This window comes from Salinicoccus sp. Bachu38, assembly GCF_038561955.2.
GTDB classification, from domain to species: domain Bacteria; phylum Bacillota; class Bacilli; order Staphylococcales; family Salinicoccaceae; genus Salinicoccus; species Salinicoccus bachuensis.
On the sequence record NZ_CP138333.2, the window covers coordinates 2373348 to 2386452 of the forward strand.

At 49.4% G+C, this 13105-nt stretch carries 11 protein-coding genes; all 11 read right to left on the reverse strand.

Going from position 1 to position 13105, the window contains the following annotated elements:
• Positions 1 to 11: 11 nt before the first annotated feature.
• Positions 12 to 470 carry a tripartite tricarboxylate transporter TctB family protein gene (locus RQP18_RS12005; protein ID WP_342387918.1) on the reverse strand — a complete coding sequence of 153 codons (459 nt, stop codon included), beginning with the start codon at positions 468 to 470 and terminating at the stop codon, positions 12 to 14.
• 76 nt (positions 471 to 546) lie between these two features.
• Complete coding sequence (locus RQP18_RS12010) at positions 547 to 1605, reverse strand: tripartite tricarboxylate transporter substrate binding protein (RefSeq protein ID WP_342387919.1); 1059 nt, start codon at positions 1603 to 1605, stop codon at positions 547 to 549.
• A 37-nt stretch (positions 1606 to 1642) separates the two neighbouring features.
• Complete coding sequence (locus RQP18_RS12015) at positions 1643 to 2257, reverse strand: RraA family protein (RefSeq protein WP_342387920.1); 615 nt, start codon at positions 2255 to 2257, stop codon at positions 1643 to 1645.
• Positions 2254 to 3126, reverse strand: a complete 873-nt coding sequence (locus RQP18_RS12020) for a LysR family transcriptional regulator (RefSeq protein WP_342387921.1) — start codon at positions 3124 to 3126, stop codon at positions 2254 to 2256. Before RQP18_RS12020 ends, RQP18_RS12015 begins: the two co-directional genes overlap by 4 nt.
• Positions 3127 to 3148: 22 nt before the next feature.
• Positions 3149 to 5830: an aconitate hydratase AcnA gene (gene acnA / locus RQP18_RS12025; RefSeq protein WP_342387922.1), complete on the reverse strand. Its 2682-nt coding sequence runs from the start codon at positions 5828 to 5830 to the stop codon at positions 3149 to 3151.
• 105 nt (positions 5831 to 5935) lie between these two features.
• Positions 5936 to 6811 (reverse strand): LysR family transcriptional regulator, encoded by an 876-nt coding sequence (locus tag RQP18_RS12030; protein ID WP_342387923.1) that lies wholly within the window; start codon positions 6809 to 6811, stop codon positions 5936 to 5938.
• A gap of 12 nt (positions 6812 to 6823) precedes the next feature.
• Entirely contained in the window at positions 6824 to 8257 is a 1434-nt protein-coding gene (locus RQP18_RS12035) for a plasmid pRiA4b ORF-3 family protein (RefSeq protein ID WP_342387924.1), read from the reverse strand.
• Positions 8258 to 8269: 12 nt separating this feature from the next.
• Complete coding sequence (gntK, locus tag RQP18_RS12040) at positions 8270 to 9784, reverse strand: gluconokinase (protein ID WP_342387925.1); 1515 nt, start codon at positions 9782 to 9784, stop codon at positions 8270 to 8272.
• Positions 9785 to 9939: 155 nt separating this feature from the next.
• On the reverse strand, positions 9940 to 11301 hold the full coding sequence (locus RQP18_RS12045) for a gluconate:H+ symporter (protein WP_342387926.1): 1362 nt from the start codon (positions 11299 to 11301) through the stop codon (positions 9940 to 9942).
• A 20-nt stretch (positions 11302 to 11321) separates the two neighbouring features.
• Positions 11322 to 12470, reverse strand: a complete 1149-nt coding sequence (dgoD, locus tag RQP18_RS12050; protein WP_342387927.1) for a galactonate dehydratase — start codon at positions 12468 to 12470, stop codon at positions 11322 to 11324.
• Position 12471: 1 nt separating this feature from the next.
• The gene (locus RQP18_RS12055; RefSeq protein WP_342387928.1) at positions 12472 to 13098 is read right to left on the reverse strand and encodes a bifunctional 4-hydroxy-2-oxoglutarate aldolase/2-dehydro-3-deoxy-phosphogluconate aldolase; all 627 of its coding nucleotides are present in this window, start codon (positions 13096 to 13098) and stop codon (positions 12472 to 12474) included.
• Positions 13099 to 13105 lie beyond the last annotated feature (7 nt).

A 13105-nucleotide genomic window follows, 5' to 3' on the forward strand; every position in this document is an offset into this window, starting at 1 on the left:
TCAAACCCTCCTTAAAATGGCAATATTCCTTGTGGTAATTCTATGCGTAGAAATTGCGTAAACAACATGTACAGTACTACTGGAAAAACTATGGATACTATCGCATTCGTAATGAACTTCTTATATCCAAGAAACCAGGAGCAGAAGAATACGAAGAGAGCAGTTACTGCGACAAAGCCGAGTATTTCCAGTAAAAAGATGTATAGCAGTATCATCCCTGTGACTGCAAGCAACGTGATGATTTCCTTTTTGGGAATATTGCGCCTCTCCCTCTGTTCCTCCGTCTCAGAGTCTTTGATAAAAAATAGTACTACGGAAAAGAAGACCAGAAGCCATCCTAGACCTTTCGGTACCATATCCGCATCAATTTCTGTATATGTATACGAAGGCAGATTATATGTCATAATTAAATAAAATGCCGCTAATGCAAGTAATATAAGACTGATTTTTCTATTCATTGTTCCCAGCATTCAGACACCACCTCTAGTTTAAATCCCTCTATGGGCCATTAGTGAATTAAGCTGGGCTTAACCCAGCTTAATATCCTTACTCAGCCTGACCGAGTCCCAGCTCATCAAGGATGCTTTGGAATTCTTCATTCTGTGCATCCAGGTATTCCTGGTATTCTTCAGGAGCCATGTACATTTCATTCCACCCGAACTGGGCTCTTACATCTGCGAAACCTTCAGAGTTGCTCAATTCCTCAAATTTTTCCACGTAGTAGTCAACTGCTGCCTGATCCATATCCGGCGGTCCAAAGAAACCTCTCCAGTTGACCAGTTCAGCATCAATCCCCTGCTCTTGTACCGTCGGGAATTGTCCAAGCGTCTCGCCTTCCAACCTCTCTTCAGAAGTGACACCGAGCACTCTCATATTACCCGCACGTGCCTGCTCTGCAGTTTCTGCTATACCAGTTGAGAAAACGTCAGCACTACCATTCAGAATCTGCGTTACACCTTCACCGTCCTGGGCAGAGACATACTTGATCTGTGTAATATCCACTCCGGCAGCTTTAGCCACATATGCGAATGCAATATGGTCCATACTGCCTGGGGAAGATGTACCCACTACGGTTACGCTGGATGGGTCTTCTTTCATATCTTCAAATAGTTCGTTAAGATCATTCCATTCTGCATCCTCTGCTACTGCAAAAGCTGGATAGTCAGCAATCATGTTCGCAATTGGTGTGAAATCTTCGTAGTTGTATTCCGATTGGCCGTTCAACGGCACCAACAGGAATGGTGGAGATGTCACGAAGAGATGATGGTTGCTGCCTGCCTGGTCTGCTATGTACGACCAACCTACAGCGCCGCCGCCACCAACTTTGTTGGTAACACCCATATCTTCTTCAATGATGCCTTCTTCACTGAATGTCTGCATCGCCATTCTGGCAGTAGTGTCATACCCGCCACCTGCGCCTGCTGGCGCTACGATTTCGATAGGCTCAGAAGGTTCCCAGCTTTCAGCCGATTCTTCTCCTCCACTACCTTCACCAGAATCAGCGGATTCACTCTCAGTTGATTCCTCCGAGCCACCTTCGCCCGAACAAGCAACAGCAAATAGCGCAACAACAGCAAGTAACAATAGACTTAAAAACTTCTTCATGCTAATTTCCCCCTTGAATTAATGGATTTTCTATATTTCAACTCGTCATCGAGTCTATATAGCGATGGATTTCTTCGATACTGTTTCCAACTCTTTCATCACGCGCTTCATCTTTTTCTATTTTTTGCTTTGCTTTTTCCAAAACTGCTTCCGCTTCTTCTTTCGGGACAACGACAACACCATCTGCATCGCCAAGGACTATGTCGCCATCTGTTACAGCAACACCCCCGCAACTGATTGGTCGATCCAATACGCCCGGTTCCGCCTTGAATCCGGCATCACATGTAGTCCCTAATGCAAAGACTGGATAGTCCAGCGCTTGTATGCCTTCAATATCCCTGATGACGCCGTCTACGACGATACCTTGTATCCCCAACGTCCTGGCCATGCCGACTACGAAATCCCCAGCAATCGCTCTTCTGGTGTCTCCCTCCGCATCCACGACTATGACATCATTTTCATTTGCTTCCTTCAGGGCTTTCAGAAAATCCTTATTCTGCCCTTTGGTTATCTTGACTGTAAAAGCTCTTCCTGCAACTCTCTGTGATGTTAAAGGCTTTATGCGATAGTCCATCGTAGTCTGCCCCTTCAAAGCATCCGAAGCGCTCGTTGTAGGAATATCCGAGAACTCATCAACTAGTCTGTCTGTCATTGACCTTCCTCCTTGTACTTGTTTTTTACAAACTCAACAAACTCTGCAATGATTTTATTTTCCAGTAATGACTCTGTGTAATACATCCATGTACTTGCAACCAGCGGTGTCTGGTCATCGAGCATAAGCCGTTCTTTATATAGGGAATCTTCATCTGCCATAATGGACTCAGGAAGTATTCCATAGCCGAATCCATTCATCACCATTTCCTTGCACCCCTCAACGTTATCCACTTGCATGCCTACAGCAGGAGGCACTTCAAAGTGTAAAGCCCACCAGTTTTCAATCATCGCTTTTGTAGTACTGCCAGTCTGGTATTCTATTTTGGACAATGCAGGCAAATCCTTTTTGGAAATCGGTTCCCTGTAGACCAGACATACGGGATCTTCACCCAATTTATCTTTGCAGCCGTTCCAATCATATTCGGCTCTTATAAAACCCAGATGGATATTCTGTGTATTCATCAACTTGTATATTTCTTTGCCGTATCCACTGTGAATATTATATTCAACCAATGGATAATGTTCCCGGAAAGCACTCAGTATTTCCGGCAACTGATATTTTGCAATGTGATTGCTTACACCGATATTGAGCTTACCGACTGTCTGGTGGCTCATACTTCTGACATCTCTTTTGACCTGGTCCATTTCATTCGATATTTCCCTGGCTTTTCTGGCCAGATATTGGCCTTCAGCTGTAAATTCTATTCCCTTGCTTTTTCGTGTATAGATCGTAATGTTGAATTTCTCTTCAATCTTTTTCAACTTTTTTGTAATTGTTGGTTGTGATATATACAATGTTTCAGCGGTTCTGGTGACATTTTTACTACTATAAAGTTCACTTACAACCAACCAATCTATATCATCCATTCGATATCACTTCCATCGTCATCTATTCGGACATCATTGTATTGGCTATATACGGCAATATCCCCCCATGCTTGTAGTAGGTCACCTCAGCGTGATTGTCGAGCCGAACTTTGACTCTAAAAGATTCAACCGTATCTTCGCGTTTCATTTTTACCGTAATCACTTTGCCTGGATGAAGCGCTTCCAATTCATTCTCGAAATAGAATGTTTCATCACCTGCGATATTTAAAGTCTCCTGGGTTTTACCATCCTGGAATTGAAGTGGGAGTACTCCCATGCATATAAGGTTGCTTCTGTGAATCCTCTCAAAGCTTTCAGCAATGACTGTCTTTACCCCAAGCAGCATGGTACCCTTGGCAGCCCAATCCCTGGAACTTCCCGTTCCATACTCCTTGCCAGCAATGATTGTCAAAGGCGTATCATCCTGCGCGTACCTTTTTGCCGCTTCAAAAATCTCCATGGTTTCACCTGTAGGCAGATACTTTGTGAAGCCACCCTCTCTATCCGGAACAAGTCTGTTGCGGACACGTACATTGGCAAATGCAGCACGCTCCATGACCAGATAATTCCCTCGTCTTGATGGATAGGAATTGAATTCTCTCGGGCTGATTCCTTTTTCAATCAAGTGTCTGCCAGCTGAACCATCGACTTTTATCCGACCGGAAGGGGAGATATGATCAGTTGTCACAGAATCCCCCAACATCAATAATATTTTAGACTCTTCCAATGACTCGGCTTTCAGATCTTCATCCAGGAACGGCGGCTTCTGTATATAAGTGGATTCCGGATCCCATGAATAGGTATTGCTATCTACTGGAGTCAAGCTGTTCCACCGTTCATTCCGCGTCATTATATCACCATAGCTCTTTAAGAACATTTCAGGGTCAATGGCACTTTTCTTTATTTGCTCCACTTCCTTGGAAGTCGCCCAGAGGTCTCTTAAATATATTTCTTTCCCCCCTGGCTCCACACCAATCGGTTCACTTTCAAAATCAATGTCTATTTTTCCTGCAAGCGCATAAGCGACAACCAAAGGAGGAGAAGCCAGATAGTTAGCCTTTATTTTAGGATGCACCCGGCCTTCAAAATTACGATTGCCCGACAGTATGGAGGACACTACAAGATCTTCTTCATCCACTATCCGATCTGGCTCAGGCAGGAGATCTCCAGAATTGCCTATGCATGTCGCACATCCATACCCGGCAATATCGAAACCCAAAGCGTTCATTGATTCCTGCAACCCCGATTTTTTCATATACTCAGTAACGACCTTTGACCCTGGCGTAAATGAGGTCTTGATGTAGGAAGGAACCTCCAATCCTTTTTCGAATGCTTTTTTTGCCAGAATACCAGCACTTATGAGCACATCCGGATTGGATGTATTTGTGCAGCTCGTAATGGAGGCAAGTACTATGCTGCCGGTCTCCAAGTGTTCCTTATCAGATGAAGGGATGGCCACTTTCCTATCCAATTGTGATTGATCGAGACCATATCCGCCTTCTCCAACCGGGGCTTTTACCAAATGGTTGAAATCATCTTTGACTTCTTTGATATCGACTTTATCCTGTGGTCGTTTTGGGCCTGATATGGACGAAGTTATATCACTCAGGTCCAACTCTACCAGTTCGGAATATATGGGAGTTTCTGCCCCTGCTTGTCTGAAAAGACCTTGTTCACAATAGTAATTTCTTATGAACTCAATGGTCTCTTTGTCTTTGCCGATGGTTTCAAGATACTCCAAAGTCTCTTCATCGACAGGGAAATAAGACATTGTCGCACCGTATTCGGGGGCCATATTCGATATTGTAGAGCGATCGAAAACAGTAAGGGAGTCGACTCCCTCCCCGAAAAACTCGACGATCTTTCCAACCACATCATGCTTTCTCAAAAGGTGGGTAACCGTAAGGGCCAGGTCTGTTGCGGTGGAACCTTCCGGCAACTTTCCGGCCAATTTGACTCCAACCACTTTAGGATCTCCCAGATACAGGGATTCACCGAGCATTGCTGCCTCTGCTTCTATCCCCCCAACTCCATATCCGACAATACCGAGCCCGTTGATCATTGTCGTATGGGAATCGGCACCTACCAAGGAATCCGGATATACGATTGACTTATCCTCTTCTTTTTGGATTCTCACTACTTCTGATATGTACTCCAAGTTGATCTGATGCATGATGCCGGAAGAAGGAGGGAACACTCTGAAGTTATCAAAATTATTCTGAGCCCATTTTAAGAACTGAAAGCGTTCCTTGTTCCTCTCAAACTCTCTAGTTTCATTCATTTCAATCGCCAGTTGATTAGCTGAAGCATCAACAATCAGTGAATGGTCGATAACCAGGTCTATGGGAATGACTGGATTGACCCTATCCGTATCCGTCCCATGGTCTTTTGCATAATCTCTTAAAAGGGCCATATCGACAAGCGCAGGTACACCCGTTGTGTCATGAAATAATATGCGATGGGGTTTGAATGCGATCTCTTCGATCTTTTCCTCTCCAGTCCCCCACCCCGCCAAAGGCTCAATATGCTTTTCTGTTATCTTATGATCATCGAAGTTCCGGATGCTTGACTCCAATATCACTCTCAAAGAATAGGGAAGGTATTTCATATTACCGCCATGATCTTGTACCAATTCTTCCAGTGAATAATAATAATAATCCTGTCCACCGGATGAGAATGATTTCAAATAAATTTTTTTATCCATAGATTACACTCCCGAACTTTGCTTACTTTTCAGTATATTGAAAGCGCAATCATAAAGGAAATAGGTATTATTTATCAAAGTCTATAACCTATTGGAATATCACTATCAACCGTCGTTTTTACTGAAGTCAATTGCACTCAGATACTCAATGAATGTTTTCATAACTTTGATATTTTCCGTTCTTTTGGAATAGAACATCCAGGAGTGCCTGACTATCAACTGATTGTCTTCATCAAAGATATCATTGATGTGCATGCCGGGGACATCTTCCACCACGAACTTTGGCAGTATGGCATACCCTAAACCGGAGGCCACCATCTCTCTGCATATATCCGTTCTGGACACAACAATTGATATGTTGGGGGCTTGGCTGTAATTCTGCATCCACCATCTGTCTATCAGTTCATGCAGTTTATAATCAGTACGATAGTCGACCCGTTCAGCTTCAGGAAGCTTTTCCAAATCCAAAGGCTTCATCGAAGCAATACACATCGGTTCCTCGAATAGCAGGTGTTTTCCTTCCCGCCATGTGTAGTCCCCCCGGACAAATGCTATATCCACTTCGTCGTTCTGCAGCTTCTTCAGCATATCCTGACTCCACCCCGTTTCGACTTTGAATTCGACTTTGGGGTACTTCTCCTTGAAATCCGATAGGACTGCAGGCAATCTGTATCTCATCATAAAATTGGAAGCACTGATTTTTATTGTTCCTGATAACGATTCATTCATCCTTTGAATACCATTTTCAATGCTTTCTACTTTCTTGATTATCTTTGAAGCTTTATTCGCCAGAAATTCTCCTTGTGGCGTCAGCTGGGAACCTCTATTTGTCCTATAGAGTATATTGACATCCAGCTCTTTTTCCAATTGCTGTATCCTTTTGGTAACTGCCGGCTGGGTCAGATATATCTTTTTGGAAGCACGTGATATATTGCCTTCTTTACTGATTGTTTCCAGAATTACCCAATCTTTAAAATTCATATCCGCACTCCTCTATACTTCCATTCCGTCCATGTTGAACTCCGTCAGCGGATGGGATTTTGCGAACAGCTTCTCGAGCTGATGGTTGATTGCGGTGATGGGATAGCGCTCCCGGTAGTTCGTCGCCCTGACCTTCTCATATGTCGGGACGTAGTCGGGATGCTTCGGATCCGCCAGGATTTCGAGCACGTCCGGCAGACGTGCAGCACCCCCGATATTCTCGATCGGTGCAGGTCCTTCGTAGTTCCGGATGGCGGGAATCGCCCGATGGATGTTCGCCGTCTCCCGGAGGGCAGCCGCCACCCGGTAGGAATCGCCATATACATATTCAAGCGGGTTGAACTGGTCGAATACGGCGTCGACCTGGGTGAAGCTTGCGGCCATCTGCATGTGTCCCGGATCCGCTTCATTCATCTGATTCAACGTTTCGAATATCGTGATGTCTCCTGTCCTGAACTCTGCGTCATGCTTTCGCTGCCAGCCCATGGCCTTCTGGATGACGAGGTGCAGCTCGAAAAAGTTGATGCCTGCCGGGACGATGATCTCCCGACTGATCGGAAAATCGATATCCTTGACGGTGAGCGTCATGACATAGGCATTATAGTCCCCACCCTGCCTCTGGCGATTGGTCGTTTTCGGACTGCGCCGGTGCCGGTCTTCGACCGTCTTGAAATTGACCTGCGCGAGCGCCTGGCGCACCGCTTCATGCATGACGTAGTAGTCGGCATGGACTTTGACGAGCAGGCCGACCTCCTTTGCCGTCTCCCACCTCGAGCTTGCTTCATAGACATTGAATCCTTTTTCGACATTCTCCCTGATGAGCGTGTACTCTTCAAAACCAAGCTGAAGCAGGATCCCTTCCAGATACTTCGGATGGGTGACGACGGACGTGATGTGCCGCAGGTAGTCCTCCTTCTGATGGCCGTCGGGTTCGACATTGAGCCGTTTCAGTGTTGCACGCAACGTACGCCACGTCAGATTGTCATACAGCCAGTAGATCGGTCCCCCGTATATGCGGTCAAGCTGCCGAACCTCCTCCGGATCCAGCGGTTCGTCCTTATGGATGTACATCGGATGGCCTGGAAGGATGCCGCTCTCCTTCAATATGGCATGGAGACCCTGGATGATGTCATGATGGATGACACCCGCCCCGTCGCCCGCCTCGAGTATGTACTGGTAGTCGATCAGGACGGGATAGCTGGCGACGTCATATGCCACATAATGCAGATGATCGCCGCTCTCGATGTCCACGAGATGGCTGATGAGCTCGACTTCCGTCATCGACAGCATGCCGGTCACGGGTGACCAGCCATCGAGTCCGCCGACTTCCGCCTCCTTGTACTCTACGAGTGCTTCGATCGACTCGAAGGACCGGTCATTGATCAGATTGGCGCGTACGAGTTCATTCTCCTGCAGAAAATGAATGAAAAACTGATGCAGATCCATTGTACCGCCTCCTCATCTGATCTCGTCCATCCGGTTGTAGAATGGCTCCAGTGCCCGGCCGAGTTCGATATATACGCTCATGATCTCCTGGTACTTCATATATACCGCCTCATCCGGAACATATGCATCACTTTCGCCGACAAAATCTCCGGCCTCGTCCAGATCCTTCATTTCTCCGATGGCATACAATCCGAGCAGACAGGCGCCGAAGGCGCTGGATTCATATGATTTCGGTACGGTCAGCTGTTCGCCGAACACATCGGCCATGAGCTGCTTCCACATCTCGCTTCTGGCGAAACCGCCGCTTGCCTTGATGCTGCCCACGCTGTCCATCTGCTCCCGGAGTGCCAGATACACACTGTAGAGGTTGTAGACGACGCCTTCCATCGCGGCACGGATCATGTGCTTCCGTTCATGCGACAGTGTCAGACCGTAGAAGGAGCCGACCGCCTTGGCATTCCAGAGCGGCGCGCGTTCCCCTGCGAGATACGGGTGGAAGATGAGGCCATTGCTTCCCGGGCCGACATCCCTTGCTGCCTGTGTCATCACTTCATACGGGTCCTTGCCGGAGGACTCCGCTTCGCCGACTTCCTCCGTGCACAGTTCATCCCGGATCCACCGCAGGATGACACCGCCGTTGTTCACCGGCCCGCCGATGACATAGTGGCTATCCGTCAGATGGTAGCAGAACGTCCGCATCTTCACATCCGTCTTCGGCGCATCAATGACCGTACGGATGGCACCGCTTGTACCGATTGTGATCGCAATGTCCCCCTTCTGGATGGCATTGACACCGAGGTTCGCCAGCACGCCGTCACTCGCGCCGGCGATGATCTTCGTCTTCTCGGCGAGGCCGAGGTTCTGATGCATTTTATTCAGTGATGGATACACTTTCGTCGTATCGACGATATCCGGCAGCTGGGCTGTGTCCAGACCAAGGATTTCAAGCACTTCCGTGTCCCAGCGGGACGTTTCCAAGTTCATCATGCCCATGCTGCTGGCGACGGACTTGTCGACTTCATAGACACCGGTCAGGTGGTGCAGCACATATTCCTTGATGCCGACGACCTTGCCGATCCGGCTGTACATTTCGGGATGCGCCGCCTTGAAATAAAGCAGCTTGATGAATGGGCTCATCGGGTGGACCGGTGTGCCGGTCCGCCTGTATATCCCGACGCCGCGTTCAGTATTCCATGCTTCCGCCACATCTTCACTGCGGCGGTCGGCCCAGGTGATGCATTCGGTCAGCCGGCTGCCTGACTTGTCGAGCAGGATCAGGCTGTGCATGGCGGATGAGCAGGATATGAACTCGATGCTGTTGCTGCAGCGGTTGCGCGCGACGAGTGCCTTGATCGCCTCCATCGACTTCTCCAGGATCTCATCCGGGTCCTGCTCCGCAATATGTACATTCGGGGTATGGAGCGGGTAGTGCTGCGTTTCCTTGTCTATGTATTCACCCGTTGTATTGAACAGCACCGCTTTTACTGCGGTCGTCCCCAGATCCAGACCCATCATATATTTCTTCATGTCGACTCCCCCTTCATATTTTCCTATTGCTTCTATTATATGGCTTTTTGGCTGTGTATACAAAACACTAAGATTAGTACCACAGCGCCTGGTGGGGTCCTGTGGTACTAATCTTAAGAAAACCCCATGCTCAGCATGGGGTGGAAAATTTTATTCTATATGAAAATGCTGATGATGAATACGACGACAAAGCCGGTCAGACCGATGATGGTCTCCATGACCGTCCACGATTTCAGCGTCTCCCCGGTGGTCATGCCGAAGAAGCGGTTGACCAGCCAGAAACCGGAGTCGTTGACGTGGGAGAGCACAGTCGCACCACTCGCAATGGCGATCGCAATCAGACCGAGTTCCGGCTGGCTGACCGGACTGATGGAGATGATTGGTGCCATGAGGCCGGCACCTGTGACCATCGCAACCGTTGCAGACCCTTGGGCGACACGGACGAATGTCGTGATGACGAATGCCGCAACCACAAGCGGCAGACCGGCACCGACAACGAGGTTGCCCATGACGTCACCGACACCACTCTGGATGAGGACTTCCTTGAAGACCCCACCGGCACCTGTGATCAGGATGATGATCCCCGCAGGTTCGAGCGCTTTCGTCGCAATCTCCTGCACTTCGTCCCGAGTATAGCCGCGGCGTGTGCCGAGCAGCATGAACGTCAGGACGACCGTGATGATCAGTGCAACGAATGGGTGACCGACGAACTGGATGCTTTCAGCGAACAGGTTCGTTGAATCTTCACCAACGATCGCACCTGTCACCGTGTTGGCCAGGATGAGCACAAGCGGAATCAGGATGAGTGAGAATACGAGCTTGAAGCTTGGCATGTCGCGCTCTTCACGCATCGCACTGACTTCATCATCCAGCTTCTGATAATCCGGAATGTCCAGATGGATCTTGCTCCCGATGAATTTACCGAAGACGGGACCCGCAAGGATCATGGCCGGGATACCAGCTGCGATACCAAAGAGGATGACCCAGCCCAGGTCGACCCCGAGCATGGCTGCCACCGTCATCGGACCTGGTGTCGGCGGCACGAAACTGTGCGCCACCGCGAGACCGGCGAGCAGTGGAATACCGTAGTACAGCAGTGATTTCTTCGTCTTCATCGCGAGGGAGTAGACGATTGGAATCAGGATGACCAGCGCCACATCCAGGAAGACCGGGATGGAGACGAGGAAGCCTGTAAAGCCGAGCGCCCACTGCGAGCGGCTCTCGCCGAACTTATCGATCAGTGTGAGGGCCAGGCGTTCGGCACCTCCGGATACTTTCAGTACTTCACCGAACATGGCGCCGAGTCCGACGACGACGGCGATGAAGCCGAGTGTGCCGCCCATGCCGGTTTCAATGACATCGATGATGTCCATCGGACTCATGCCTGTGGCCAGGCCGATGAAGAGTGATGCTATAAGTAGAGAAACGAATGCGTGAAGCTTGACCTTCATGATCAGAAACAGCAGTAAAGCGATTCCAAGGACGGTCGCAATGACCAGCCACATTTCATTAGACATATTCTATACTCCTTTCAGTTTTACCATTCTGCGATGCTGCCATCCTTGTGCGTCCATACCGGGTTTTTCCAGTTGTGCCCGGTCAGGCTGCGTTCCCTGACATAGTCTTCATCGATCTCGATGCCAAGCCCCGGCTTCTCCAGCACTTCGACATGTCCATCCGTATATTCGAAGACGGAAGCGTCGGTTACATAGTCCAGGATGTCGTTCCCCTTGTTGTAATGGATGCCGAGACTCTGCTCCTGGATGATGGCGTTGTGGCATGTCGCATCGACCTGGATGCATGCCGCAAGCGCAATCGGACCGAGTGGACAGTGTGGTGCAGCCGCCACATCATGGGCTTCCGCCATGGAGATGATCTTCTTGCACTCGGTGATGCCGCCGGCATGTGAGAGATCCGGCTGGATGATGTCGGCATATCCATCCTTGAGCAGCGTCTTGAACTGCCATTTTGAGAACATACGCTCTCCTGTAGCGATCGGGATGGATGTATGCATTGCAATATCCCTCAGATTCTCATTGTTTTCGGGCAGGGCCGGTTCCTCTATGAACATCGGCCGGAACTGTTCCAGTTCCTTCGCCAGCACTTTTGCCATCGGCTTATGTACACGGCCATGGAAGTCGATGCCGATGCCGAAGTCCTTGCCGCACATCTCGCGGATGGATGCGACACGCTCGAGCACATCGTCGACCTTGCTGTAGCTGTCGATGTACTGCAGCTCTTCAGTGGCATTCATCTTCACGGCCGTAATGCCCTGATCCTTCAGTTCGAGGGATGCCGCTCCGACGTCCAGCGGGCGGTCGCCGCCGACCCAGGAGTAGATCTTGATCCGCTCACGCGCCTTGCCGCCGAGCAGCTGATGGATCGGCGCATTGTAGTACTTCCCTTTGATATCCCACAGCGCCTGGTCGATACCGGCCAGGGCGCTCATCAGGATCGGGCCGCCCCGATAGAAGCCGGCGCGGTACAGTTCATTCCATATGCCTTCGATATTCATCGGATCCTTGCCGATGATCGTATCCATCAGTTCGTGAACGGCCGCCTTGACCGTCGCTGCCTTGCCTTCGATGACCGGCTCACCCCAGCCGACGAGACCATCGTCCGTTTCGACTTTGAGGAAGAGCCATCTGGGCGGTACCGTAAACAGTTCATAGCTTTTTATTTTCATCCTAATTCACCTCGGCTTTCAGTTTCTGTACACGTTCACCGATTTCTGCAAGAAGTGCATCATCGACCGTACGTTTCGACGGCACCAGGGCGGAATTGATGCCGACCGCCTGGGCGCCTGCATCAAAGTAGGTCCTGATGTTGTCCGTATTCACTCCGCCTGTCGGGAGCAGCACCAGGTCATCCATCGGTGCAAGCACATCCTTGATATAGCCTGCCCCCAGCTGTCCGGCAGGGAACACTTTAATCATCTTAGCGCCGGCCAGGTAGGCCTCATAGATCTCCGTTGGCGTGTAGCAGCCTGGAATATAGAGGATGCCACGGGCTTTGGCGTATTGGAGCACACGTTCACCGTATGCCGGCGCGAGCAGAAATTGGACACCGATGTCCACACAGGCCTTCGCAGCCTCCACCGTCAGCACCGTTCCGGCACCAAGGATGATTTCATCACCAAATTTTTCTTTGAGCACCTTGAGGGTCTCCTTCGCATTCGGGGAGTTGAGCGCCACTTCGATGACCCTGAAATTATTCTTTACAAGGGTATCGACGATCTTCACCGCCTCCTCCGTATCATATCCGCGCAGTATGCCAATCATCTTATGGTCCTTTATCCTGCCAAGTACTGTCATTGATATC

What these genes read in the sequence shown, in the direction of transcription:
- RQP18_RS12005 (WP_342387918.1), bottom strand. Translation starts at nt 470, where the DNA reads ATGCTGGGAACAATGAATAGAAAAATCAGTCTTATATTACTTGCATTA.
- RQP18_RS12010 (WP_342387919.1), bottom strand. Translation starts at nt 1,605, where the DNA reads ATGAAGAAGTTTTTAAGTCTATTGTTACTTGCTGTTGTTGCGCTATTT.
- RQP18_RS12015 (WP_342387920.1), bottom strand. Translation starts at nt 2,257, where the DNA reads ATGACAGACAGACTAGTTGATGAGTTCTCGGATATTCCTACAACGAGC.
- RQP18_RS12020 (WP_342387921.1), bottom strand. Translation starts at nt 3,126, where the DNA reads ATGGATGATATAGATTGGTTGGTTGTAAGTGAACTTTATAGTAGTAAA.
- acnA (WP_342387922.1), bottom strand. Translation starts at nt 5,830, where the DNA reads ATGGATAAAAAAATTTATTTGAAATCATTCTCATCCGGTGGACAGGAT.
- RQP18_RS12030 (WP_342387923.1), bottom strand. Translation starts at nt 6,811, where the DNA reads ATGAATTTTAAAGATTGGGTAATTCTGGAAACAATCAGTAAAGAAGGC.
- RQP18_RS12035 (WP_342387924.1), bottom strand. Translation starts at nt 8,257, where the DNA reads ATGGATCTGCATCAGTTTTTCATTCATTTTCTGCAGGAGAATGAACTC.
- gntK (WP_342387925.1), bottom strand. Translation starts at nt 9,784, where the DNA reads ATGAAGAAATATATGATGGGTCTGGATCTGGGGACGACCGCAGTAAAA.
- RQP18_RS12045 (WP_342387926.1), bottom strand. Translation starts at nt 11,301, where the DNA reads ATGTCTAATGAAATGTGGCTGGTCATTGCGACCGTCCTTGGAATCGCT.
- dgoD (WP_342387927.1), bottom strand. Translation starts at nt 12,470, where the DNA reads ATGAAAATAAAAAGCTATGAACTGTTTACGGTACCGCCCAGATGGCTC.
- RQP18_RS12055 (WP_342387928.1), bottom strand. Translation starts at nt 13,098, where the DNA reads ATGACAGTACTTGGCAGGATAAAGGACCATAAGATGATTGGCATACTG.